This is a genomic window from Streptomyces sp. NPDC059816, assembly GCF_042732055.1.
In the GTDB taxonomy this organism is placed as follows: domain Bacteria; phylum Actinomycetota; class Actinomycetes; order Streptomycetales; family Streptomycetaceae; genus Streptomyces.
Genome location: NZ_JBHWIQ010000010.1, coordinates 69,635 through 93,442 on the forward strand (window position 1 = coordinate 69,635; position 23,808 = coordinate 93,442).

Below are 23,808 nucleotides of genomic sequence, written 5' to 3' on the forward strand. Positions count from 1 at the left end.
GTGACCGGCACGGTTGCGTCGGATGCCACGGGCATCACCAACACCGCCAAGGTGACGGGCAAGGAGGACGACCCCGACCCGGGCAACAACACCAGCACGAAGACCACGGACGTGGTCGCTCCCGAGGCGGACCTTGCGGTGGTGAAGACCGGCCCGGCCACGGTGACCGCCGGTGGGCAGGTGACGTACTCGATCACGGTGACGAACAACGGTCCGCAGGATTCGACGGGTTGGACGTTGACCGACTCGATTCCGGCGGGGTTGACGGGTGTCACCACGGATTCGTCGGGTTGTGGCATCGGTGGTGGGGTGTTGACCTGCACCGGTGGTGCTCTGGCCAACGGTGACAGTGTGACGATCGAGGTGACCGGCACGGTCGCTTCGGATGCCACGAGCATCACCAACACCGCCAAGGTGACGGGCAAGGAGGACGACCCCGACCCGGGCAACAACACCAGCACCACCACGACCACCGTCGGCTCGGTGGAGGTCGTCAAGAAGCAGAACGGCCCCGCCACCGTCCGCCCCGGTGACACGGTGTCCTACACCGTCACCGTCAAGAACACCGGAGGCTCCACCACCGAGGCGTCCTTCACGGACGACCTCAGCGGTCTGCTCGACGACGCCGACTACGACGGCGACGCCACTGCCTCCACGGGAACCGTCACCTACGACGAACCCGTTCTGAGCTGGGAGGGCCAGCTCGACCCGGACGAGACCGCGACCATCACGTTCTCGGTCACGGTCCACGACCGTCCGTTCGGCGACCTGAAGCTCGACAACACGGTCGTGTCCCCGACGCCGGGCAGCAACTGCCCGGCGGACAGCACCGATCCGCGCTGCACGACGCACGGAACGGTCACCGTCAAGGACAAGGACAAGCGCGCGGCCTGACCGCTCGCCCACGAGAACGGCTCCCCCCGGCGCAACGCCGGGGGGAGCCGTTCTCGTACCCGGCGCACGCCGCCCGGGCGCTCGGCTCAGCTGTCGCGTGCACCCCAGACCCGTACGGTGTCCCCGATCCGTAGGGCCCGCCACAGCCGTTGGGCGTCCGCGTAGCGCAGGTTCACGCAACCCTGGGACCCGGGCTCCTCCCAGATGCCGCGGTAACTCCCGTGGAGGGCCTGCCCGCCGCTGAAGTACTGACTGAACGGCATCGGCGAGTCGTACAGGTCGGACCACTCCTCCTCGACCCGCTCGTAGATCGCGAACCGCCCGGTCCGCGTCGCGTACCCGCGCACGCCCGATCGCGCCGGCACCGGACCGTAGACCACTCGCCCGCCGTTCGTGACCCAGAGGATCTGGCGGGTGAGGTCGACGCAGACCACCACCCCCTTCTCCGGTGCGCAGCCCTTCAGGCTCGACGGGTCCGCGGCGGCCCGCTCGAACTGGATCATCCGCCACGTCTCCGGCCCGGCGAAGCCGTTGGCCGTCTCCATGCCGTTGCTGAACTGGAAGTGCTGGATCCCGGCGCAGTCGGCGGCCGACTGGAGGCCGTCGCGGGGGAGCCCGAGGTGTTCCTCGGCCTCCTCTTGGTACGGTCCCGCGCGCAGGTCGCACTCGACGAGCCGGACCGACGGGCCGGGCGTGCGCCCCAGCTGCCGGGGCGCGGCGGAGGCCGGACCGGCGAGCAGGGCCAGCGCGGACAGCGCCGACACCACGGACAGGACGCCGCACGCGGTCGCCACCGAGCCCGCGCGCCCGTCGACGGGACCGACGGGTGAACGCCTCCGCCATCCCGGACCACGCCGTGGACGCCTACGCAGGTGGTGCTGGGACATCGGCACAGGTCCTCTCCTCGGGCCCCGACGTACGATCCAGCGACTGCGCGTCGGGCCCGCAGCGGGCCCGACGCCTTCCCCAGCCTCCGTGCCCACCGCCGACCACGCACCTGCCGTTACGCCATGCGAGCGACCCCGGGGTCCCTCCAGGGTTCCGCGGACGAGTGCCCCCACGCCTTCGGGGAGGGCCAACCTTCCTGGCCGAAAAGCCAGTTGATGCGGACGCCGGCCGGACGCGTACGCGGAAAATGCAGTCGATCCGTGTGCGGCCGTCCGCATACCGTCGTCGCATGGCCGACCAAGACTTCGATGCCGCCGCCCTGTACGACGAGGACTACCTGCACTTCTACGCCGGACCCGGAATCCCGGCGGAACACGAACGTCAGGTCGGTGACGACCGCAGCGAAGCCGACGCGGACCTCATCGTCCGGCTCCTGGAACTCCGCCCCGGCGCCCGGGTCCTCGACCTGGCGTGCGGGCACGGCCGCATCGCCAACCGCCTCGCGGCCCGGGGCCACGCCGTCACCGGAACCGACTCCTCGCCGGCCTTCCTCACCCGGGCCCGCGCCGACGCGTCCGCACGGGGCGTCCACGTCGACTACCGGCAGGGTGACATGCGCGACCTGCCGTGGGACGGGGAGTTCGACGCGGTCGTCAACTGGTTCACCGCGTACGGGTACTTCGACGACGACACCAACCGCGCGGTGCTGCGGGGCGTCGCCCGGGCGCTGCGCCCGGGCGGCCGGGTGATCCTGGAGCTGAACAACCTCACCTCCGCCCTACGCGGACACCGGCCCGCCCGGGTCGCCGTCCACGACGACGGAGACCTGTTCGCGGACCGGCACCACCTCGATCCGCTCACCTCCCGTCTGCACGCGGAACGGACCGTGGTGCGCGACGGTCGGGCCCGCACGTTCTCCTTCCACGTACGACTGTTCGCCTTCCCCGAACTGCGGGACTGGCTCCACACCGCCGGGTTCACCGACGTCAGCGGACACGGCGAGGACGGCGGGCCGCTGCGCGCCGACCACGACCGCATGGTCGTCGTCGCCCGCCGGGCCTGACCGCGGCTCCCCGCCGGGCGGGTCCGCTCCCGACGGAACGGGTCCGCCCGGTTCGATGAAGTCCCGGTGCGCCCCGGCTCACCGTCGTACCATCACCGTCATGGCCCTTCGCCACGGACACTCGGAACCGGCCCGCTGCGCCCGCCCCGCGCACGGCTGTTGTTGACCCGAGCCCCACGCCGACCCCGAGCCCCAGGCCGACCCCGCGCGCCGCCCGCATCCGCCCGACCGGGTCACCGTCCCGCACCGGAACGGTCCGCGCGCCGCTCCGTCCGCCTCCCGTTCCGTTCCGTTCCGTCCGTGAGGGAACCGCCGTGCCCGTCACCCCCGAACACCGCTATGACCGGCTCAGACTGCGCCAGTGGCTCGACGGTCGGGCCCGCGCCGACGGCGTCGCCCGGCGGGACCTGTTCCGCCTGCTCGGCGCCAGCGCCGCCCTGAGCGCCCTGCCCACCGCACTCCAGGCCGCCCTGCCGGGTGCCGCGGCCCCGGCGCACGCCGCCGCCGGCATCCGCAAACCGCTGCCGCCCGAGTGGTTCACCGTGCGCGGCACCAACGCCGAGACGAAGTTCGACGCACTGGCGGGCACCGGCTACCACACCCCCAACGAGCGGTTCTTCGTCCGCAACCACACCAGCACGCCCGCGCTCGACCCGGACGACTGGACCCTGACCGTGTGGGGCAGCGGACTCCGCGGCGACCCGGCCGTCTTCGGACTGGACGACCTACGGGCCCTGCCCACCGTCACCCGCAGTGCGGTCGTCGAGTGCGCGGGCAACGGGCGCAGCCTGTTCGCGAGCCAGCAGGGGCAGCCCGTCTCCGGCACCGCCTGGACGCTGGGCGCGATCGGTGCCGCCCGGTGGCGCGGGGTACGGCTGGCGGACGTCCTGCGCCGGGCCGGAATCCGAGGCGACGCCGTGGACGTGATGCCCCGGGGCCTCGACGCCGAGTACGTCACGCCCGACGGGGCGTCCCTGGGCCGGGTGCGCCGCCCGTTGCCCGCCGCCAAGGCCCTGGACGACGTCATCCTCGCGTACGAGATGAACGGCGAACCCCTCCCGCCCGACCACGGCAGCCCGGTGCGCGTCGTCGTTCCTTCGTGGGTCGGCATCGCCTCCATCAAGTGGGTCGGTGACGTCGAGGTCTCCGCCGAGCCGCTCTACTCGCCCTGGAACACCGCCTTCTACCGGCTCTGGGGCCCCACCCACCCGGCCGAGGGCAGCCCGCCGCTCACCCGGCAGACCCTCAAGACGGCCATCGAACTGCCCTGGAACGCCAGCCTCCCGGCGGGGGAGCGGCACCGGGTGACGGGCCGTTCCTGGTCCGGCGCCGGTGGGGTCGTCCGGGTCGAGACCAGCGTCGACGGAGGCCACCACTGGCGGCCCGCGCGGCTCCTCGACCCGCCCCGGCGCGCCGGATGGGCCCGCTGGCACACCGACTGGCGTCCCGCGGTGCCCGGGCCCGCCGTGTTGCTGGCCCGCGCCACCGACACCACCGGCCGCACCCAGCCGCTCAGCACCGCGCACAACACCCAGGGCTATCTGTTCGACGCGGTGGTCCGCCACCCGGTCACGGTGACCTGACCGACGTCCCCCTCGACGCCCGCGGGCTCGACGTCCCCGACGACGAGCAGGGTCTTGCCCACGGTGGCCCGGGCTTCGATGGCGGCGTGTGCTGCTGCCGCCGAAGCGAGGGGGAAGGTCTGGCCGATCACGGGCCGCAGGGTGCCGTGCACCGCGAGCCGCAGGGCGTCGCCGATCAGGGCACGGGTCTCGGCGGGCGTCGGAGCCGCGGACAGGACGAGGGGTCGGACGCCCCGGGCGGCGAGCGCCGCCTCGTCCGGCTCGGCGTCCGCGCCGCTCGCCATGCCGTACCGGCTGATCCGGCCACCGGGGCGCAGCACGTCGGTCGCCTCGGTGCCGATCCTGCCGCCCACCCCGTCGAAGACGAGGTCGACAGCGCCGTCGGCCGCTTCCCGGACCCGGTCGAGCCAGCCGTCCTCGGAGTAGTCGACGGGGCGGGCGCCGAGCGAGGCGATGAGCTCGGCCTTCCGGGCGCCGCGCGCCGCACCCACCACGCGCGCCCCGGCGTGCACCGCCAACTGCACCAGGAGGCTGCCCACGCCGCCCGCGGCGGCCTCCACCAGGACCTTCTCGCCCGGCTCGACGGCCGCCTGGCGGTGGAGCAGCAGCGCCGTGCGGCCGTCCGCGAGGAGCGCGACCGCATCGCGCAGATCGAGGCCCGGGGGGACCGGCACCACGTCGTCGGCCCGGGCCAGGGCGCGTTCGGCGTACCCTCCGGTGCCACCCGTCGTGGTGACGACGGTCGCGTCCCGCAGGGCGGGATCCACTCCCGGGCCGACGGCGGTGACGCGTCCGCCCACGCCGTTGCCCGGCACCCGGGGCAGCGGCGGCCGACCGAAGGGACCGGTGCCGGAACGCACCTGGGTCTCGACGAACGTGACGCTCGCGTAGGCCACGTCGACGCGTACCTGACCGGGACCCGGCTCCGGCTCCGCGACCTCTCGCGCCTCCAGGACCTGTGGCGCTCCGAACTCCTGCATCACCACGGCCAGCACGGCAACCCTCCAGACGCATCCAAACGGATAACTTCGCTTCGTTTGGAAACGTATAACGGAGTGATTCGCTTCGCAAGCCGCTAGAGTGAGGCCATGGCCCGACGAGCTCCCCGGTACGCAGAAGCCGAACGCAACGACCGTGCGCTGCTGGAGGCGGCCAAGAAGGTCCTCGCGGTGGACGGCGCCCACGCCTCCGTGGCGACGATCGCGGCCCGCGCCGGAGTGGGGATCGCCAGCCTGTACCGCCGCTACCGCACCAAGGAGGAGCTGTTCCAACACCTGTGCACGCTCTCGCTCGGTCAGTGGATCGAAGCCGCGGAACACGGGCTGGAACACGAGGACCCCTGGGCGGGGCTCGTCCACTACGTGAGCGCCGCCGTCGAGTTCAGCGGCGGCGCGCTCGGGTCGCTGGCCGGCACGATCTCCGTCACCGACGAGATGGCGGAGCGGTTCACCCGGTCCGAGGAGCTGATGCTGGCCCTGGTGGCGCGTGCCCACGAGGCCGGGGTGCTGCGGGCCGACGCCACCGCGGTGGACGTCGCGCTGCTCATCGAACAGCTCGGGAAGTCCTCCCTGGTCGAGCAGTTCGAGCAGCAGGAGCGGGCGGACCTCCTCGAAGCGGCCGTCAGTGCCCGTCAGCGCACCCTCGCGATCGCCCTGGACGGACTGCGGGCGGGGCACCCCCCGCTGCCGGGTCGGCCGCCCGGCCCGGACCTGCTCACCGAGCGTTGGTGACCCGTCGGGGCGGCTCACTCGTACGGCCCACGGAGAGGGTGACTCCGTGTGGCCCCTGTGTGATAATCGCGAACGATCACGTCATCCAGCACTGACCGACGGCGGAGACCCCCTTCGCGCAAGGGCCCGGAACGGGCTTCCGTCGTGCACAGGGAGAGGACCGGCCGCCATGGCGACCGAGCACGGGCCGGAGCCTGCGGAGTCGGCCCCGTCGGGTCGTGCGAGCGGGCCCGCCTCCGCTGCGGACGAGCCCGTCGCCCCGGCCGGTGGCGCCACGGTGCAGATCGTGGACCACGCCCTGGCCGTCCTCAAGGCGATCGCCGAGGCCGACCGGCCCCGCGGGGTGCGCGAGTTGAGTCGCGATCTGGCCATCAGCAAGAGTTCGACGCAGCGCATCCTCGTCTCCCTGGAGCGCGTGGGCCTGGCGGTCCTGGAGGAGCACTCCCGCAAGTACGTCATCGGCCCGGCCGCGCTCACTCTCGCCTGGAAGCACGCCGCGAACAGCGACCTGGTGGGCGCGGCGGCGGAGGCCACCACCCGGATCGCCGCGGTCACCGGGGAGACGGCGTGCGTGTCCACCGTGGTCGACGGTCGACGCGTGACCGTCTTCGAGGCGGAGAGTTCGCAACCGCTGCGGTTGATCACCGGCGTCGGGCGGCCCTACTCCCTGTTCTCCGGCGCCACCGGCCGGGTGCTGCTCGCGATGGTGCCCGAGGCGGAGTTGGAACGGCTGGTGCGCGCCCGCGAGTCGGGAGACGGCGGCCCGCCCGCCGACTCCCGGGAGGTCGTCGAGCGCATCGCCGACGCCCGACGGCGCGGCTACGCGTTGAGTCGAGGAGAGTGGATCACCGGTGGTTGCGGGGTCGCCGTCCCCATCGGCACCCAGGGGAGCATCACCGCCGCGCTGAGCATCTACGGGCCCGAGGCGCGGCTCAGCGACGAGCGCATGACGGACCTGGTCCCGGCGCTGCGGTCGGCCGCCGCGCAGATCGCCGACCGGTGGCGCCTGCCCGCGTAGCCCACCGGGGGGCGCCCGCGCGGGACCACCGTCGCCCCGCCCCCGCGCCGTTCCTGTGAACCAGCCGCACCGAGTACTCGGTGCGGCTTCTTCGTGCCCGTGGTGTTCTTCGCGCTCGTCACGTTCTTCGTGCGCCCGGTGGCCTAAGTGTTCGTTTTTCGCCTGTGCGCACCCCATTGACCTGGCTTGAAGCCGTCGGTACGTTGTGCCGAACGAGGATCTGGTCCACTGTCCCAGATCATCGGTGGCCGTTCTGGGGGCGGCCGGATTCCCCCGTGTCGTTCCCTCCCGGGCCCGTAGCCCGGGTCCCTCCGTACCCCGGGGCCTCGGGCGAAACCCGACCCGGAGTCACGACCGTTCCCCACACCGTCAGTTGTTGAGGAGAAGTCGCATATGTTGCTCGGTTGGCGTGCACGAATAGGTCAGATCCGTCCGGCCACGGCCATCGAAGGCGCCGAGGAGTGGCGCTCCGTGGCCCCCACGGGCGTCGCGTTCGCCGATGCGCGGACCATCGTCCCCCGCGTGGACGCGGAAGGGCTCAAGGAGATGATGAGCCAGGTACTGGAAGCCTCGCGGCAGCTGGCGACCGCCAAGGTCGACCTGATCGTGCAGTGCGGCGCCCCGGGCACCTTCATCCCGGGACCCGGCACCGACGAGAAGGTCACCGACGAGATCACGGCCGAGACCGGCATCCCCGCCATCACCATGATGCAGGCGACCGTGGACGCCCTGCGGGCGGTCGGCGCCACCTCCGTCGCCGTCGGCAGCATCTACACCGACGAGGTCAACGACGCCCTACGGGACTACCTCACCGCGCTCGGCTTCGAGGTGCCGGTGATGGAGGGCCTCCAGATGACCGACCCCTACGAGGCCAGCGTGCACGACGCGGACAGCGCCTACCGGTTGGGCCGACGCCTGCACCGGGCGGCCCCCGACGCGGACGCCCTGCTGATCTCCTGCGGCACCTACCGCACCTTCGACGTCCTGCCCTACCTGGAGATGGACACCGGTCTGCCGGTGGTGACCAGCAACCAGGCATCGCTGTGGAAGGCGCTGCGCCACCTCGGGCTGCGCGACGAGATCGCGACCCTGGGCCGACTCGGCCGGCTCTGAACCGATCCCGTTCCCCCCTGCCAGACCAGTAGAGGAAGTCAACCGTGCTCGTAGACGCACTCCAGTTCGTCAAGCCCTCCCGCGAACGCTTCGAGGAGTGGCACGCCGCCCGGATCACCGCGGTCCACGCCACCGTGGCGATCTGGGAGGACTCCACCGAGACCCTGCGGGAGGTCGGCCGCTGGCAGCGACTGCTCGCCGAGAACGCCGATCTGCTCGGTGAGGGCCGCTCCGGCGACGACCTCCGGGCGGCCGAGCGGGACGGGCGCACCGCGGTCGTCCTCGGGTTCCAGAACAGCAGCCCGTTCGAGGACGACCTCGACCTCGTCGGCGCCTTCCACCAGGCCGGCGTGCGCATCGCCCAGTTGACGTACAACACCCAGAACTCCGCGGGAGCGGGCTGCTGGGAGGGCGACGACGCCGGGCTCTCCCGGACGTACGGCGTCAATCTGGTCCGCGAGATGAACCAGGTCGGCATGCTGATCGACATCTCCCACTGCAACGAGCGGACGTCACTCGAAGCCCTGGAGGCATCGGAACGTCCGGTCGCCGTCACCCACGCCAACCCCCGCGAATTCGTCGGCGAAAACGTGGAACTGCGTTTCCGCAACAAGTCGGACACGGTCCTGAAGAAGGCCGCCGAGAAGGGCGGTGTGGTGGGCCTGAGCATGTATCCCCGCATCGCCCCCAACGGAGTCGACTGCACCGTCGAGGAATTCTGCGACATGATCGCCTACACCGTCGAACTGATCGGCGTCGACCACGTCGGACTCGGTTCCGACTACTACGCGGGGCAGGGCGACGAGGAACTCCACTGGTGGCGGCAGGGTCGCTGGAGCCGCAAGCCGATGGTCCCCATTTCCGGACCGGTCGAATTCCCCGAATGGTTCGCCGCGGGCCGTGGCTACGCCCAGGTCCTGGAACGGTTGCGCACCCGCGGATTCAGCGCCGCGGAGGTCGAGAAGATCTCCGGCGGGAATTGGCTCCGGATGTTCGACGACGGATTCTCGGCCGTCCCGCAGAACTGACCCGCACGGCGAAATACACGAACACGACGAACACGAAGGGGCTGGGCGAGTCATGAACCGGTTTGACGCGGTGGTCGTCGGAGGCGGTCACAACGGGCTGGTGACGGCGGCCTATCTGGGCCGGGCCGGACTCAGCGTCGCCGTGGTCGAATCCCGCCCGGCGCTCGGCGGGCCCTGCGGCGGCTACGAGTTCCTGCCGGGACGCCGACTCGCCTTCACCAACTCACCCGGCTCCCTCGATCCCGCCGTGGTGCACGAACTGGCGCTCGCCGAGCACGGCCTGAGGTTCGTCAGGGCGGACCCCACGGTCGTCCAACAATTCGACGGCCGCTGCTTCCTCGGCTGGCGCGACCCGACCCTGGTCGACCGTCAGCTCGACGGGTTCGCCCCGGGCGAGGCCCGCCGCTACCGGGGACTGATCCGTTCCCTGGAACGACTCGGCGCGCGCCTCGGAGTCCGACTGGACGAGCCGCCGCCGACCCTGGACGCACTGCGGGGACGACTGACCGACCGCGACGAACGGGAGTTGTTCGCCGCCGTCTTCGACGGCAGCCTCACCGAGCTGCTCCATGCGCACCTGCGGTCCGACCAGGCCAAGGCGCTGCTCGGGATGCTCGCCCTGAACGCGCACCTCGTCCCGCCCTCGGCCCCCGGCACGGCCGTCGGACTGATGATGCGCCCGTTCGCCCTCGCCGCCACCGCGGCGGGCGGGCACCCGGGCCAGGCGGCCGAGCGGGTGGCGCTGCGCGGCTCCACCGGACTGCCCGTGGGGTCCATGAGTGCGATCGTCGACGCCCTGGAGGGCAGCTGCCGCCGCCACGGCGTGGAGATCCGCACCGGAACACCGGTGGCGCGCATCCTCCACGACGGGGAGTCCGCCCGCGGCGTGGTCACCGCCACCGGCGAGGAGATCACCGCCGACCGGGTGGTGGCGGCCGTCAACCCGGTCCACCTCTTCCGCGACCTGCTCGACGACGCGGCGATGGGGGCGTCCGTCCGGTCCGCCGTGACCGGGACCGAGATGCGGGGCTCCGCGTTCAAACTGGTCCTCGAAGTCGACGCGCTGCCCGCCTACGCCGGACTCGACCCCGAGGTCGACCCCGACCGGGTGCGGGCCTGTCAGTTCCGGGTCGGCTCCTCCCTGGGCCAGATCGAGGAGTCCGTCCGCGAAGCCCGCGCCGGACACCCCTCGCCCCGGCCCCTGATGTGGGGACTGATACCCACCCTCACCTCCCCCGGACTCACCCCCGGGAACACCCACCTCCTCAGCGTCAACGCCTGGCACGCCCCCTACCGCCCGCACGACGGGGACTGGGACGCCCGGCGGACCGAGGAGTTCGGCAGGACCTGCATCGAAGAGCTCTCGCAGCTGATGCCGGGCCTGGCGGACCGCATCGTCGACCACCGGCTGATGAACCCGGTGGAGATCGAAAGCGAACTGGGGCTCGTCGAAAGCAACATCACCCACGGCGACATGCTCCCCCACAGCCTCTTCGGCAATCGCCCCCATCCGGCCCTGGCGGGCTACCGCACCCCGCTCGACGGCTTCTACGTCACCGGTGCGGGGACCTGGCCCGGCGGTTACGTCACCGGAACACCCGGCAGGAACGCGGCCACCGCGATCCTCCACGACCTCTCCGACGAACGAAGGCGACCAGCATGAGGCTTTCGCACCGCAGAGTGCGCGCGCACCCACGAAGAAGAAGGCTGCGTACCGGAATCGGCTGTGCGGTCGCCGCCGTGCTCCTCACCGGATGCAGCACCAACCCCGGATTCGGCCGCGACGCCCACACCGTGGTCATCGGAGCCGAGGGCGAGATACCCGCCCTGGACCCGCACCGACTCTCCGGGACCGTGGGCCTGCGCCTGGTGGACGCGCTGTTCGACCCCCTCATCCGGGAGGAGCTGGGCACCAAGACCGACCGGGCACCCGCCCTGCGCCCCGCCCTGGCCGAGTCCTGGAAGGTCTCCCCGGACGCCCGTACCTACACCTTCGCCCTCCGCAAGGGCGTGGCGTTCGCCGACGGAGCGGCCTTCGACGCGACCGCCGTCAAGGTCAACTTCGACCGCATCACGGACGAGACGGCGGACGTCTACGACGCGACGGCCAGCGGGAACATGAAGTTCCTGACCCGCTGGATCGAATCCGTCCGGGTGGTGGACGCACACACCCTGTCCCTGAGGCTCACCCAACCTTACGCCGGACTCCCGCGCTTGCTCACCGACCGCCGGATGTCCATCGTCAGCCCCCGGGCGCTGCGCGAGCACCGCCCCGACGACATCGGACTCCACCCCGTCGGTACCGGCCCCTTCGCCCAGCAGGAGGCCGACCACGGCAAACGGATCAAGATGAAGCGCAACACCGCCTACTGGGGCGGCGCGCCCGCGGCCCCCTCCCTCATCGTGGAGTCGGTCACCGACCCCACCACCCTGGCCATCGCCGCCCAGACCGGTGAAGTGGACGCCATCCTGAGCGCCGGGGCCCAACAGGTCCAACAGCTCACCCACGACGACGTCATGTCCGTCCAGTACCCGGAACCGGCGAACCAGTACTTCCTCCGGCTGAACACCAAGATCGCGCCCACCGACAACACGACCTTCCGGCAGGCCCTGAACCACGCCGTGGACCGCGCGGCCATCGCCACCCTCACCGGCGGCCAGGTGTCCCCGTCCACGGGCCCCCTGCCGCGCGGCAACGAGGCGTACACCGACGACCGGACCCGAGCCGCCGGCGGGAACGCCGCGTACGCTCACGATCCGGACCGGGCCCGGCAGCTCCTGCGCGAGAGCGGGGTGAAGACGCCGGTGCGGCTGAAACTGCTCGCCCCGGACAGCGGACCGGGATTCTCCCAGGCCACCGAGATCATGTCCCTGGTCCAACAGGACCTCAAGGCGGTTGGCGTCCAACTCGACCTCCAGTACATGGAGTTCGCCTCCTTGGTCGCCGTGGAGGGCAAGGGGTACGACGACCGCACCCACGGCTCCTTCAACGGTTGGACCACCGGCGCCGACGCCGCGGACTTCCTCGAACGCATGTTCAGTGGCGCCCTGCATCCCCCCGACGGGGTGAACCGCGGCTGGTACCGCAACCCGGACGTCGACGCGCTCTTCGACCGGGCCCGCGGCGAACGGGACGACCGCCGCCGCATGGCGCTCTACCAGGACGCCGCGACCACCATCGCCTCCGACGCCCCCTGGCTCTTCCTGTACCAGGACCGACTGCCGCGGGTCCTCAGCCACCAGGTCCGGGGCGTCACCCCCGCCGCGTCGGTCTACGTCGACTACACCACCATCCGCCGCCGGTAGGGAGGCAACAGACATGCACACCACTGCGGCACCCGACACCGCCCCGGCCCCGCGCCCCCGCTGGCGCGCCCGACTGCGCCCCCTCGCCGGCGGCAACACCACCGCCGTCATCGGGGGCGCGATCGTCGCCGCCACCGTCCTCGTAGCGGTCCTGGCACCGGTCATCGCCCCCTACGACCCGCTCGCCACCAACCCCTCGTCCGTCGGGCTCGGCCCGCTCAGCGAAGGCCATCTGCTCGGCACCGACGAGGTCGGCCGCGACATCCTCAGCCGGCTGATGCACGGAGCCCGCCTCGCCCTCCTCGTCGCGGTCCTGCCCACCCTGCTCGCCCTGGTGGTCGGCGGCTGTCTGGGACTGCTCTCCGGCTACGTCGGCGGCTGGCTCGACAGCACCCTGATGCGGATCTTCGACGTGATGTTCTCGTTCCCGGGCATCCTGCTCGCGCTCGGCATCAGCGTGGCGCTCGGCCCCGGCACCACCTCGATGATCATCGCCATGGTGGTGGTGACGGTCCCCGAATTCGGCCGGATCGTCCGCGGATACGTCGTCTCCCTGCGGCAGGAACAGTACGTGGAGGCCGCCGGCGCACTCGGGTACGGCCACCTGCGCATCGCGTTCCGCCACATCGCCCCCAACCTGCTCGGCGGCCTGACGGTCTTCGCCACCCTCCAGACCGGCCGCAACGTCATCCTCAGCTCCAGCCTCGCCTTCCTCGGCCTGGGCGCCCAACCGCCCGCCCCCGACTGGGGCCAGATGCTCAGCGGCGGGCGCGCCCTGCTGGTGACGGCGCAGCACGTCGCCACCATCCCCGGGCTCGCGATCGTGGTGCTCGCCGTCGGCTTCAACCTGCTGGGCGACGGCATCCGCGACCGCCTCGACCCGCGCACCCGGCAGTCACGCGCCGCCCGCGGTGCCCGGGGGCCCGCCAAGACCACGCTACGGACCCGGTGGAGCCGGTCATGAACAGTCCTGGAGAAACGGCATGCTGACCTTCACCCTGCGCCGCGCCCTACAGATGCTCCCGGTCATCCTCGGGGTGACCGTCGCCACCTTCGGCCTCGGCCAGATCATCCCCGGCGACCAGGCCAGCGCGCTGCTGGGCCCGACCTCGTCGGAGGAGGACCGCCAGGCCCTGCGCGAGGACCTGGGCCTGGACGAACCCGCCCTCGCCCGCTACTTCAGCTATCTGGGCAACCTCCTCGGCGGGGACCTGGGCCGCTCGCTCTCCTTCGGCCGACCGGTCTCCGAAGTCCTGTCCGAACGGCTGCTCAACACGGTGCTGCTCTCCGGCACCGCCATCGTGGTGGCCGCCGTCGTCGGGGTGGCGATCGGGACCTGGGCCGCGCAGAAACCGGGTTCGGCCCGTGACCGCGGACTGACGGTGGGCGTCCTGTTCTTCAACTCCGTGCCCTCGTTCTGGTTCGGACTGGTGCTGATCGTCGTCTTCTCGCTCCAACTGCGCGTGCTGCCCGCGACCGGGATGACCTCCATCGGCGGCGGAGGCGCCCTGGACGTCGCCGCGCACATGGTGCTCCCGGTGACCACGCTCGCCGCCTGGTCGCTCGCCGTGATCGCCCGGATGACCCGCTCCTCGGTGCTGGAAGTCATCGGCAACGACTACGTGCGCACCGCACGCTCGCGCGGCGTCAGCGAGTTCCGCGTGATCGTCCGCCACGTACTGCCCAATGCGATGCCGTCGGTCGTCACGGTGATCGGCCTCCAGGCGGGCTTCCTGCTGAGCGGGGCGGTCCTCACCGAAACGGTCTTCTCCTGGCCGGGCATCGGACTCGCCCTCCACCAGGCCATCTCCACCCGGGACATCCCCCTCGTCCAGGGCGGAATCCTGGTGATCGCCATCGCCTTCGTACTGATCAACTTCCTGGTGGACGTGGTCCAGGCGTACTTCAACCCCAAGATCAAACTGGCTTAGCGGGAGGGAACCACCATGACCATCCTGGACGTAGCACACCTCAAGGTCGCCCACCGGGGCCGGAACGCGGGCCACGGCGAGCCCCTGGAGACCGTCCGCGACGTCTCGTTCAGCGTCGCGGCGGGCGAATCGCTGGGCGTCGTCGGCGAATCGGGGTGCGGAAAGAGCCAGACCATGCTCGCGGTCCTGCGGATGCTGGGCGACAGCGGGGTCGACATCTCGGGCCGGGTGGACTTCGACGGCAAGGACCTCACCCGGCTCACCCCCCGACAGATGCGCACCGTCCGCGGCTCCGGCATCGGCCTGATCTCCCAGGACGCGCTGTCCGCACTCAACCCCGCCATGACGGTGGGCGCGCAGATGGCCGAACCCCTGATCCACTACGACGGTTTGAGCCGGCGCGCCGCCGCCGACCGGTGCGCCGAACTCCTCGACCTCGTCGGACTCCCCTCGGCCCGGGAACGCCTGCGCAACCATCCGCACGAACTGTCCGGCGGCATGCGCCAACGCGTCCTCATCGCCATGGCGATCAGCCGCGACCCCCAGGTCCTCATCGCCGACGAACCCACCACCGCACTCGACGTCACCATCCAGTCGCAGGTGCTCCAGCTCATCGACCGGCTCCGCAAGGAACTCCGGATGGCACTGATCCTGATCACCCACGACCTGGGCGTGGTCGCCGGCATCACCGACCGCATCGCGGTCATGTACGCGGGACGGATCGTGGAGACGGCGCCCACCACCGCACTGTTCGACGCGCCCGGACACCCCTACACCCGCGCCCTGATGGAGTCGATCCCCCGGATGGACCGGGACCGCGTGGACCGACTGCCCGCCATCCCCGGTTTCCCGCCCGACCCCGCCGCACCACCACCGGGCTGCGCCTTCCAACCCCGGTGCACCACCGCCCACGCGCAGTGCGAGCGTTCCGTTCCGGACCTGATCCCCGTGACCGCGAACGACCCCGGGCACCTCGTCCGCTGCCCGTTCACCATCCCGACCGGTGACCGCGCCGCGGCGTCGACCGGCGGCCGTGCGACGGGAGACGGCGCATGAGCGTCGAAGCAGCAGCAGCCACCGGGACCGCAGCACCCGACGCCGTGGTCGTCGACGACCTCGCCGTCCGCTTCCCGATCCGCAGCGGCGTGCTGCGCTGGGTGACCGGCACCGCGCACGCCGTCGACGGGGTCTCCTTCACGGTGCCGGCCCGCAGCATCGTGACCATCGTCGGCGAGAGCGGCAGCGGCAAGACGACCACGGGCCGGGCCCTCGTCGGACTCTCGCCCGTCGCCTCCGGAAGCGTCCGGGTCCAGGGTGGTGAACTGGACCGACTCCGACGGGACGGACACCTGCCACGGCTCGCCCAGATCGTCTACCAGGACCCCTACGCGAGCCTCAACCCCCGGATGACCATCCGGGCGACGATCCGCGAGGTCGTCACCGTGCACCGGACCGTGCCCCGCGAACAGGCCGCGGAGCGGGTCGAGGAACTGCTCGGCCAGGTCGGGCTCCGCCCGGAGCTCGCCGACCGGTACCCGCACGAGCTCTCCGGCGGCCAGCGCCAGCGAGCGGCGATCGCCCGCGCCCTCGCGGTGGAACCCCGCTTCATCGTCTGCGACGAGATCGTCTCGGCCCTCGACGTCAGCATCCAGGGCCAGATCGTCAACCTCCTGAAGGACCTGCGCCGCGACCGCGACGTGAGCTTCCTCTTCATCTCCCACGACATGAGCGTGGTGCGCCACCTCTCCGACCGGGTGATCGTGATGTACGGCGGGAAGATCATGGAAACCGCCCCGTGCGAGGAGCTGTTCGCCGCGCCGCGCCACCCCTACACCCACGCCCTGCTCAGTGCCGTCCCCGTGCCGGACCCCAGGGCGCCGGGGCCGGGCAGCGCCGTGCGCACCCGGGCCGAACCACCCGACCCGGCGGCCCCGTTGCCGGGCTGCCGCTTCCAACGCTCCTGCCCCTTCGCCACGCAGGTGTGCCGGGAGGGCGACGCACCACCCCAGACACCCACCGGAACCGAAGGACACACCGTGGCCTGCCACCACTTCGACACCCCCGCCGTGCGCGACGCCCTGTCCGCGGAAAGGACCCAGGCCCCATGAACCCCTCACCCACGGCCGAAGACTTCACCTCCCACACCGGGGGCCGTCGCCGGGCACCCGCCGGTACGCCGGTGCCCCTGGTCGACCCGGCCACCGGGCGGACCTGGGCCCGGGCGCACCTGGACCCGGACGCGGTGGAGGACGCCGTGCGCGGCGCCCGTGCCGCCTTCCTCGACCCGACCTGGGCCGGGCTGCCCGCGCACGCCCGCGCCGATCTGCTGTACCGGCTCGGGGACGCCCTGGTCGCCCACACCGAGGAACTCGCCGCGTGGGAGACGCTGGCGAACGGCAAGCCGCTCACGGCCACCCGGGGGGAGGTGGCGGCCCTGGCCCGCTGGTACCGCTACTTCGCAGCGGTGGCCGAAACGCTGGAGAGTCGCTCCCGTGCGCTGAGCGGCACCGCGGACGCCCTGGTCACCCGGGAACCGCTGGGCGTGGTCGCCGCGTTGACCCCCTTCAACGGGGCGCTCTCGCTGGGCTCGTGGAAACTCGCGCCGGCCCTGGCCGCCGGCAACACGGTGATCCTCAAACCACCGCCGCAGGCCCCCGCGTCCTCCGTCCGCCTCGCGGAACTGGCCATCGAGGTGGGGTTCCCGCCCGGAGTGGTCAGCGTGCTGATCGGCGGCGCCGAGGAGGGCCAACGGCTGGTGGAGCACCCGGATGTCGCCATGGTGACCTTCACCGGGAGCACCACGGTCGCCCGGGCCCTCGGAGCCAGGGCCGCAGCACAGATGAAACGTTACGTCTGTGAGGCGGGCGGCAAGTCCGCGCACCTCGTCTTCGCCGACGGGGACCTCGACGCGGCCGTCAGCGCCGCCCGCCAGGGCGCCTTCTCGGCCGCCGGACAGACCTGTGTCGCCGGCTCCCGGATCCTCGTCCAACGCGAGGTGTACGCCGAGTTCGTCGACCGGTACGCGAGCGCGGTGCGCGCACTGCGCGTCGGTGACCCCCGCGATCCGCGCACCCACATCGGCCCGGTGGCCTCCGCCACCGCGCTCGCCCGCATCGAGTCCTTCGTGGACGACGCGCGCGGCCACGGCGCGAAGGCCGTGACGGGCGGTCGGCGCGCGCAGGTCGCCGGCGCCGAGCACGGCTTCTGGTACGAGCCGACGGTGCTGGTCGACGCCGACGTCGACCTCGCGGTCTGCCGCGAGGAGGTGTTCGGCCCCGTGGTCACCGTCCACCCCTTCGACACCGAGGACGAAGCGGTGGAACGCGCGAACTCCCTGGAGTTCGGCCTGGCCGCCGGCTTCTGGACCCGCGACGGCGCCCGCGCCCACCGGGTGGCCCGCCGCCTCCAGGCCGGCGTGGTCTGGGTGAACACGTACCGGCTGCTGCACTGGAGCGTTCCGTTCGGCGGCTACAAGCAGTCCGGCAGCGGACGGGAGAACGGCGTCGAGGCGGTCGCCGAGTTCCTCCAGACCAAGTCGATCGTCACCGAGCACGGCACCCCGGCCGACCCCTTCGCCCACTGACCTCGCTGTTCCGCCGCGCGTCCACGCACGACGCGCACCACCCCAAGGAAGACCGTGGAATTCCTCGTCAACATCCAGATCTCATGGCCCGAGGGCATGGACCCCGACCGCAAGGAGGCCGTATCCGAAGCGGAACGCCTGCGCGCGGCCGACCTCGTCGCCTCCGGTCACCTCGTCCGCATGTGGCGCGTACCCGGCCGCACCGAGAACTGGGGCCTGTGGCGGGCCGCCGACCCCACCGAGATGCACACCATCATCTCCTCGCTACCGGTGTGGCCCTGGATGGACGTCACCGTCCACGCCATGGCCAGCCACCCGGTCGACCCCGGCCCCGGCACGCCACCGGCCCGCCGCGAGTCCGACGGGGCCTGAGGAGTCCGGCGCCCGGGCGGCGTCACCGCCCGGGCCGCGGACGCTCCGGGGCCGTCGCGCCGGTCGCCCCCGCATGCAGGTGTTCGAGGGCGTCCAGGACGGTGGTGCGTCGGTACCACGACAGCCAACGCCCCACGGCGGTACCGGTCTCCTGGAGGGCACCGAGCTGCCCGGGGGACGGACCGGTCAACGGCCGGGAGTGGTGCGAGGAGACCATGCCCACGAGCGCGCCGAGCGGGCTCACCAGCGGGACGCTGTGACAGGCACGACTCCCGGCCCGCAGGATGACCCGCCGGGAGTGCTCGTCGAACAGCTCCTCCGTGCCCACCTCGCGGACGGTGACCTGTCGCCGCTCCCGGGCCGCGTGCGCACAGGAGGTGGTGGGGCCCTCCACGAAGGCGAAGTAATCGGTGAACTGCTGGTCCAGACCGGTGTGCGCCGCCATCCTGAGGACGCCGCCCTCCGCCAACTGGACGTTCCCCATGTCCGTGCCCGTGATCTCCAGGACGCGGTGCAGCGCACCCTTGAGGACGGTGGGCAGCTTCACCTGACCGTCCCGGTCGATCCGCCAGGGCAGCGGCGGCGGGACGTTGCGCGCCCGGCCGGGGAACCACACCCGCGCCCCGGGAGCGGGCCCGGGCACGCGCACCACGGCGTCGGCGAGGGTGTGCAGCTTGACGTTGTGGTGCTGCGACGCCGCGCGCAGCAACGCGAACGCCTCCTGCGGCGAGGCGAGACGATAGCGCTCCAGCAGGACGTCCTCGGCCGCCGCCACCGCGCCGCGCGCCAGGACGCGGTTCCGCAGCTCGGCACGCTGCTCCTCGGAGGGGACGGTTCCGTTCCGCCGGTCTCCGGCGCGCTCGTGCGGGGGTTCCCGGTCCGGTCTCTTCGGGGCTTCCTGGTGCATCGCTCGTCACTCCACGGGAGGCTGGGTTTGCGAGGGTGGTGCGGGGGCAGGTGCGCAGCAGGTGCTTCGGAAAGCAGGCACAACCGTGGGGCCCGGGGTCCACCCGGTGCGTGGGTGAGCCCTCGTTCGCGATCGGCCCCCCACGATACCGCCCCAGCCCTGTGGTTCCGTGTGCCTGGAGTTGGCCCATGAGTACGTCGTCCGCTGTGAGCCCCACCCGTCCCCACCAGGGGAAACGGCAGATCCGGGGCCGGTGCCCCGCACCGGTCGCGGCCGGCGGGCCCGCCCTGCCACTGGCCCCCGTCCAACCGCTGCGACCCACACCGGCCCCGGCGTGAGCGGGAACCCGGCCTTCGTGCACCGCACGACCTTCGCCCCGGGGCCGGCGTCGGACCCGGTGTGGGCCACCCTTCGCATCGGGGGCGAGTTGGACGTCGAATCGGGTCCCGAGTTCGACCTCGTGGTCGAGCTCGTCCTGGCGTGCGGGCCGGCCGGCATCCGCATCGACCTGACCGACCTCCAACTCCTCGACTGCGCAGGCCTGCGACACCTGGAGGGGGCGGCCGTCACGGCGGCCCGCCGCAAGGTGGCCTTCTCCCTCTGCGGAAGCCGTCAGCCCCTCGTCGACCGGCTGCTCCGTCTCACGGGGTCCCCGCTGCTGCCTCCGTCGCCGGGCACCAGGGGCATCGACGGGGGCCCGGGCCTGACCGGCACCCTGTACGGCTACTGGGAACGCGTCCTGAAGCGGCCCGTGCTCACCCTCGCCGGTGGCACGGTCCTCGGCTCGCTCCTCGTGGCGGCGCTGGTCCAGGCGGACTGAGGGGGACCGGGCGCGCCGAAGTGCCGTGGACCGCGGGCGCGGCGGGTGGACGACGGATGCCGCTGATCGGCTCGTCCCGGCGGACGCGGGCCGCAACCGGAACCGGCCGCCCGGCCGCTGGCGGGACCGGCCGGGCGACCTCCCGCGACCCCGTGTCGCGGTGGGTCCCGCCCACACCCAGTGCGGGACCTCGCGCACGCACGGGCCGCGGCGCCCCGGGCTCAGCGGGGCGCGTGGAAGACGACCTCCGGGTTCGCCCGGGTGGGGCCGTCCAGGACGGGCCGGTGCGCGGCCTTGAGGTGCCGGTCGAGGAAGGCCGCGACATAGGTACGGGTGATCTCCGCAGCCCGGTGGCCCGGGAGGGCGCCGGGCACGACGGGCCACCCGGGGATCTGAGCGGCGAGCACGGGCTCGTCGCTGAAGGTCGAGTGCTGGGTGCCGGTCACGGTGAGCCACCGCTTCCAGCCGTCCAGCCGCTGCCACGCCTCGTCCCAACTGGCGTCACCGCTGCCCGGCCCGGAGCTCTCGGCGCCCAGCAGCAGGAACGGCCGGCCGCCCAGCCCCTCGCGGGGGAGCGGCGTGAAGAACGTGCCGTCCATGTTCGCACCGGCGTCCACCCTCGGGTCCTGGGCCATGGTGCTCGCGGCCGAGGCCCCGCCGATGGAGTGCCCGACCATGCCGATCCTCGAAGCGTCGATCATCGCCGCGTACTTCCGGACGGCGGTCGGGCCGGTGAGCCGGTCGAGGACGAACGAGACGTCGCGGGCGCGCCCTGCGGTCACCGACGCGTGGGGGACCTCCCCGCTCTCCGTCTTCTGGCAGGCGACGCACGGCAGCAGGCCCCGGCGGGGGAACTCGGTGGCCACCGACTCGTACGCGTGGTCCACGGAAGCCACGACGTACCCCCGGGAGGCAAGGTCCTCGGCGAGCATCGTCTGGGTCTTGCGCGTCGTTCCGAAGCCGGGGGAGAGGACCACGAGGGGGAACCGCCCCTTGGCCGGCTGCGCGTCCTGACGCGCCCAGCCGCGGGTCCCGGCCAGCAGGTCCGCGCTGCCCGTCGGCAGGCTGCCGCCCTCGGCCAGCGCCTGCGCCTCGGCGGTGCTCAGATACCGCTCCGCCCGGCCGCCGGTGTGCGCGCGGGCGGGGTGGTGCACGGACACCAGCAACTCCCGTGCCCCGGCCCCCGGCACCCACGGGTCGGTACGGGACGGGTCGGTCAGGTGCAGGGTCGACACGCCCACGGAGTGGGGACCGGTGGGTCGGGAGAGCGTGACGGGCGCGGCCTTGCGGGCCGCGGCCGAGACCGCGGTGGTGTCGGCGCCGGGCGGTGCGGCGGCCGTGGCCGCCTGGACGAGGGGCAGGGTCATGGACAGGGCGAGCAGCGCGGCCACCGCACCGCGTCGGGTTCTGGTCATGCGGTCGACGCTAGACGGGAGCGGGGTGAGTGATCGTCAACTCCACAGCTGAAGCATGGTCGTTCACAGGTCGGGCCCTGAACCCTGCCGCCCTCCTCCCTGGGGCCCACCCCCGGTCCACCTCCAGGCTGACCCGGCGGCACCGCCGGACGCCGGCCCGGCGGTGCGCACCACGCGCCACCGGAGTCGCCCGGGTGGCGCGGAGCGGGTGCCGGTCCCGTTCGCGTTGCGGTCGCCCCACCACAGGTGACAATGAGGATCCGGGCGGAGTCCCCCGGGCGGACCGTACGGCCCGGTCGCGCCGGGTGCCGCCCCGCGGTAGCCCCGGGTGCCGCTCCTGCGCGGCCCCGCCCCTGGAGGTCCCGATGAGCTTCTTCCTACCCGATCGCGAGGCCGTGCTGACGGCCTGCCGGGGGCTGGCACTGTCCCACCCCGGGATCGGGGTGTGCCCGGACCCGCTGTACCTCCTGGCGACGCGACCGGACCCGCAACGCAGGGTGGCACTGGTCGCCGGGGGCGGAGCCGGACACGAGCCGCTCGACGTGGGGCTGTTGGGACGCGGCGGGCTGGACGCCGTGGTGCCGGGCCCGGTGTTCACGTCCCCGACGGGCGCTCAGGTGCAGGCGGCGGCCCGGGCCGCCACCGAACTCGGCGGACGGGACCGTGTACGGGACGGCGTACGGGACGGGGTCCTGCTGATCGTGAAGAACTACACCGGGGACCGGATCAACTTCGCCCTCGCGGCGGAGCGGCTCCGGGCCGCCGGGACCGGGGTCGCCGAAGTGGTGGTGGACGACGACCTCGCCACCGCGGGCACGGCCGAGGGGCGGCGCGGAACGGCCGGCGTCCTGGTCGTGGAGAAGATGCTGGGGGCGATGGCCGACCGGGGCGCCGGCCCTCGGGCACTGGCCGACCTCGGTGCCCGGGTGGTCGCGGCCACGCGCAGTCTCGCGGTCTGCGCCCGCGCCCACACCTCCCCGGCGCTCGGATCGCCCGCGTTCGCCCTGCCGCCGGGCACCCTGGACTACGGCGTCGGCATCCACGGCGAGCGGGCGGCCCGCACCGCCCCGGCGTCCCGGCCCGTTGCGGACACCGTCCGTCACATGCTCGACGAACTGCTGGCCGGCCTCCCGCACCCCGGGACCGGGCCCGCGGAAGGAGTGATCGCGGTGGTGTCGGGGCTGGGCGGCACCGGTGAGCTGGAACTGCGGGCGGTCAGCGCGCTGGTCCACGAGGACCTGACCGCCCGCGGCGTACGGGTGCGCTCCCTGGCCGCGGGCGTCTACGCCACCGCGCTGGACATGGCCGGGTTCAGCATCACCCTCACCCGGCTGGCCCCCGGGTGGCTGGAACTGTGGACGGCGCCCACGGACACACCGCTGCGCCTGCCCGGCGCGGTGGACCCCGGGAACATCCTGCTCACGCCCCCGACGGAGTTCCGCGGTGCCCCGCTCGACGCGCCGCCCGCCGGCGCACCCCGGGCCGTGGGCGCCTTCCTGGAGGAACTGCACCGGATGTGCCGGGCGGCGCACGCCGACCTCACCGCCCTCGACCAGGCATCGGGGGACGGCGACTTCGGCGACAACTTCTGCGGTGGTGTCACGGCCGCCGCACGCCGGGCCCGGGAGCACCGGCTCGCGGGGACGGCCGCGCTCGCCGACACGTTCCGTGACCGGGTGGGGGGCTCCAGCGGCCCGCTGTTCGGCGTCCTGTTCACCGCCCTGGAGCCCGTCGCCGACCGCACACCGCCCGACGTCCGCCAGCTGGCCGCCGCCCTTCGCCAGGCGCTCACCCGGATCAGCGCCGTCGGCGGCGCCGTGCCCGGTGACCGCACCCTGCTCGACGCCCTCGCCCCGGCCGTGCGGTGCCTCGCCGCCGCGCCACCGAACACCCACGACCGGGCGGTGACCGCTGCGGCGCGGGCCGCCGTCGACGGCGCCCTCGCCAGCGCCGCGCTTCCCGCCCGCCGGGGCAGGGCCAGTTACACCGGCGAACACGGCACCGGCCTGCCCGATCCCGGCGCGGTGGCGGTCGCCCTGGTCCTCATCGCACTGGCACGCGTCCACGAACCGGGTCCGGCCGCCCTGCTGCCCGACCCCGCCCGGGTCACCCGTGCCGAGGTCCCGGGCTGACCCGCCGCCCTCCCGCACCGAAGCG

Annotated in this window: 21 protein-coding genes; 17 read left to right on the forward strand and 4 right to left on the reverse strand. The window is 72.9% G+C overall.

Annotated features, from left to right (window positions below; all coding sequences use genetic code 11):
* On the forward strand, window positions 1-894 hold an 894-nt coding region (locus ACFV88_RS15395; protein WP_385490791.1), incomplete at its 5' end, for a DUF11 domain-containing protein.
* 86 nt (window positions 895-980) lie between these two features.
* Here the strand turns inward: ACFV88_RS15395 and ACFV88_RS15400 are convergent.
* Window positions 981-1,688 (reverse strand): L,D-transpeptidase, encoded by a 708-nt coding sequence (locus ACFV88_RS15400; RefSeq protein ID WP_385490793.1) that lies wholly within the window; start codon window positions 1,686-1,688, stop codon window positions 981-983.
* Window positions 1,689-2,071: 383 nt separating this feature from the next.
* Between ACFV88_RS15400 and ACFV88_RS15405 the strand changes: the two genes are divergently transcribed.
* Together ACFV88_RS15405 and ACFV88_RS15410 are read left to right on the forward strand one after the other, a co-directional pair.
* The gene (locus tag ACFV88_RS15405; protein ID WP_385490796.1) at window positions 2,072-2,845 is read left to right on the forward strand and encodes a class I SAM-dependent methyltransferase; all 774 of its coding nucleotides are present in this window, start codon (window positions 2,072-2,074) and stop codon (window positions 2,843-2,845) included.
* A 314-nt stretch (window positions 2,846-3,159) separates the two neighbouring features.
* The gene (locus ACFV88_RS15410) at window positions 3,160-4,428 is read left to right on the forward strand and encodes a sulfite oxidase (protein ID WP_385490798.1); all 1,269 of its coding nucleotides are present in this window, start codon (window positions 3,160-3,162) and stop codon (window positions 4,426-4,428) included.
* Here ACFV88_RS15410 and ACFV88_RS15415 read toward each other — a convergent pair.
* On the reverse strand, window positions 4,383-5,423 hold the full coding sequence (locus ACFV88_RS15415; RefSeq protein WP_385490800.1) for a zinc-binding dehydrogenase: 1,041 nt from the start codon (window positions 5,421-5,423) through the stop codon (window positions 4,383-4,385). The two genes, ACFV88_RS15410 and ACFV88_RS15415, sit on opposite strands and share 46 nt — an antisense overlap.
* Before the next feature lie 93 nt (window positions 5,424-5,516).
* Here ACFV88_RS15415 and ACFV88_RS15420 point away from each other — a divergent pair, with 93 nt between their 5' ends.
* The 12 genes from ACFV88_RS15420 (at window position 5,517) to ACFV88_RS15475 (ending at window position 18,509) form a co-directional block, all read left to right on the forward strand.
* On the forward strand, window positions 5,517-6,158 hold the full coding sequence (locus ACFV88_RS15420; protein WP_385490802.1) for a TetR/AcrR family transcriptional regulator: 642 nt from the start codon (window positions 5,517-5,519) through the stop codon (window positions 6,156-6,158).
* Between the two features lie 169 nt (window positions 6,159-6,327).
* On the forward strand, window positions 6,328-7,176 hold the full coding sequence (locus tag ACFV88_RS15425) for an IclR family transcriptional regulator (RefSeq protein ID WP_385490805.1): 849 nt from the start codon (window positions 6,328-6,330) through the stop codon (window positions 7,174-7,176).
* A 393-nt stretch (window positions 7,177-7,569) separates the two neighbouring features.
* Entirely contained in the window at window positions 7,570-8,289 is a 720-nt protein-coding gene (locus ACFV88_RS15430; protein WP_385490808.1) for an aspartate/glutamate racemase family protein, read from the forward strand.
* A 44-nt stretch (window positions 8,290-8,333) separates the two neighbouring features.
* Window positions 8,334-9,317, forward strand: coding sequence for a membrane dipeptidase (locus tag ACFV88_RS15435; RefSeq protein ID WP_385490811.1), 984 nt, complete (start codon window positions 8,334-8,336; stop codon window positions 9,315-9,317).
* A 52-nt stretch (window positions 9,318-9,369) separates the two neighbouring features.
* Window positions 9,370-10,980, forward strand: a complete 1,611-nt coding sequence (locus tag ACFV88_RS15440) for a phytoene desaturase family protein (RefSeq protein ID WP_385490814.1) — start codon at window positions 9,370-9,372, stop codon at window positions 10,978-10,980.
* Window positions 10,977-12,623, forward strand: a complete 1,647-nt coding sequence (locus tag ACFV88_RS15445) for an ABC transporter substrate-binding protein (protein ID WP_385490816.1) — start codon at window positions 10,977-10,979, stop codon at window positions 12,621-12,623. The genes ACFV88_RS15440 and ACFV88_RS15445 overlap by 4 nt, the downstream gene beginning before the upstream one ends.
* Before the next feature lie 13 nt (window positions 12,624-12,636).
* Window positions 12,637-13,587 (forward strand): ABC transporter permease, encoded by a 951-nt coding sequence (locus ACFV88_RS15450; protein WP_385490819.1) that lies wholly within the window; start codon window positions 12,637-12,639, stop codon window positions 13,585-13,587.
* Between the two features lie 19 nt (window positions 13,588-13,606).
* Window positions 13,607-14,554 carry an ABC transporter permease gene (locus ACFV88_RS15455; RefSeq protein ID WP_385490822.1) on the forward strand — a complete coding sequence of 316 codons (948 nt, stop codon included), beginning with the start codon at window positions 13,607-13,609 and terminating at the stop codon, window positions 14,552-14,554.
* Between the two features lie 15 nt (window positions 14,555-14,569).
* Window positions 14,570-15,610, forward strand: coding sequence for an ABC transporter ATP-binding protein (locus ACFV88_RS15460; RefSeq protein WP_385490825.1), 1,041 nt, complete (start codon window positions 14,570-14,572; stop codon window positions 15,608-15,610).
* Window positions 15,607-16,662, forward strand: a complete 1,056-nt coding sequence (locus tag ACFV88_RS15465) for an ABC transporter ATP-binding protein (RefSeq protein WP_385490827.1) — start codon at window positions 15,607-15,609, stop codon at window positions 16,660-16,662. Before ACFV88_RS15460 ends, ACFV88_RS15465 begins: the two co-directional genes overlap by 4 nt.
* The gene (locus ACFV88_RS15470; protein WP_385490830.1) at window positions 16,659-18,137 is read left to right on the forward strand and encodes an aldehyde dehydrogenase; all 1,479 of its coding nucleotides are present in this window, start codon (window positions 16,659-16,661) and stop codon (window positions 18,135-18,137) included. Before ACFV88_RS15465 ends, ACFV88_RS15470 begins: the two co-directional genes overlap by 4 nt.
* 54 nt (window positions 18,138-18,191) lie before the next feature.
* The gene (locus ACFV88_RS15475; RefSeq protein WP_385490833.1) at window positions 18,192-18,509 is read left to right on the forward strand and encodes a muconolactone Delta-isomerase; all 318 of its coding nucleotides are present in this window, start codon (window positions 18,192-18,194) and stop codon (window positions 18,507-18,509) included.
* 22 nt (window positions 18,510-18,531) lie between these two features.
* Here ACFV88_RS15475 and ACFV88_RS15480 read toward each other — a convergent pair whose 3' ends face one another.
* Window positions 18,532-19,416, reverse strand: a complete 885-nt coding sequence (locus ACFV88_RS15480) for an ANTAR domain-containing protein (protein ID WP_385490835.1) — start codon at window positions 19,414-19,416, stop codon at window positions 18,532-18,534.
* 334 nt (window positions 19,417-19,750) lie between these two features.
* Here ACFV88_RS15480 and ACFV88_RS15485 point away from each other — a divergent pair, with 334 nt between their 5' ends.
* Window positions 19,751-20,236 (forward strand): STAS domain-containing protein, encoded by a 486-nt coding sequence (locus tag ACFV88_RS15485; protein ID WP_385490837.1) that lies wholly within the window; start codon window positions 19,751-19,753, stop codon window positions 20,234-20,236.
* A gap of 221 nt (window positions 20,237-20,457) precedes the next feature.
* On the opposite strand, the gene ACFV88_RS15490 is transcribed toward ACFV88_RS15485, so the two are convergent.
* Window positions 20,458-21,651, reverse strand: coding sequence for an alpha/beta hydrolase family protein (locus ACFV88_RS15490; RefSeq protein ID WP_385490840.1), 1,194 nt, complete (start codon window positions 21,649-21,651; stop codon window positions 20,458-20,460).
* Window positions 21,652-22,016: 365 nt separating this feature from the next.
* Between ACFV88_RS15490 and ACFV88_RS15495 the strand changes: the two genes are divergently transcribed.
* The gene (locus ACFV88_RS15495) at window positions 22,017-23,783 is read left to right on the forward strand and encodes a dihydroxyacetone kinase subunit DhaK (protein ID WP_385490843.1); all 1,767 of its coding nucleotides are present in this window, start codon (window positions 22,017-22,019) and stop codon (window positions 23,781-23,783) included.
* Window positions 23,784-23,808 lie beyond the last annotated feature (25 nt).

Bases quoted from the DNA above. Each gene is read 5' to 3' on its own strand.
- ACFV88_RS15405 (WP_385490796.1), top strand. From the start codon at position 2,072: ATGGCCGACCAAGACTTCGATGCCGCCGCCCTGTACGACGAGGACTAC.
- ACFV88_RS15420 (WP_385490802.1), top strand. From the start codon at position 5,517: ATGGCCCGACGAGCTCCCCGGTACGCAGAAGCCGAACGCAACGACCGT.
- ACFV88_RS15440 (WP_385490814.1), top strand. From the start codon at position 9,370: ATGAACCGGTTTGACGCGGTGGTCGTCGGAGGCGGTCACAACGGGCTG.
- ACFV88_RS15445 (WP_385490816.1), top strand. From the start codon at position 10,977: ATGAGGCTTTCGCACCGCAGAGTGCGCGCGCACCCACGAAGAAGAAGG.
- ACFV88_RS15465 (WP_385490827.1), top strand. From the start codon at position 15,607: ATGAGCGTCGAAGCAGCAGCAGCCACCGGGACCGCAGCACCCGACGCC.
- ACFV88_RS15425 (WP_385490805.1), top strand. From the start codon at position 6,328: ATGGCGACCGAGCACGGGCCGGAGCCTGCGGAGTCGGCCCCGTCGGGT.
- ACFV88_RS15455 (WP_385490822.1), top strand. From the start codon at position 13,607: ATGCTGACCTTCACCCTGCGCCGCGCCCTACAGATGCTCCCGGTCATC.
- ACFV88_RS15470 (WP_385490830.1), top strand. From the start codon at position 16,659: ATGAACCCCTCACCCACGGCCGAAGACTTCACCTCCCACACCGGGGGC.
- ACFV88_RS15480 (WP_385490835.1), bottom strand. From the start codon at position 19,416: ATGCACCAGGAAGCCCCGAAGAGACCGGACCGGGAACCCCCGCACGAG.
- ACFV88_RS15450 (WP_385490819.1), top strand. From the start codon at position 12,637: ATGCACACCACTGCGGCACCCGACACCGCCCCGGCCCCGCGCCCCCGC.
- ACFV88_RS15495 (WP_385490843.1), top strand. From the start codon at position 22,017: ATGAGCTTCTTCCTACCCGATCGCGAGGCCGTGCTGACGGCCTGCCGG.
- ACFV88_RS15430 (WP_385490808.1), top strand. From the start codon at position 7,570: ATGTTGCTCGGTTGGCGTGCACGAATAGGTCAGATCCGTCCGGCCACG.
- ACFV88_RS15490 (WP_385490840.1), bottom strand. From the start codon at position 21,651: ATGACCAGAACCCGACGCGGTGCGGTGGCCGCGCTGCTCGCCCTGTCC.
- ACFV88_RS15460 (WP_385490825.1), top strand. From the start codon at position 14,570: ATGACCATCCTGGACGTAGCACACCTCAAGGTCGCCCACCGGGGCCGG.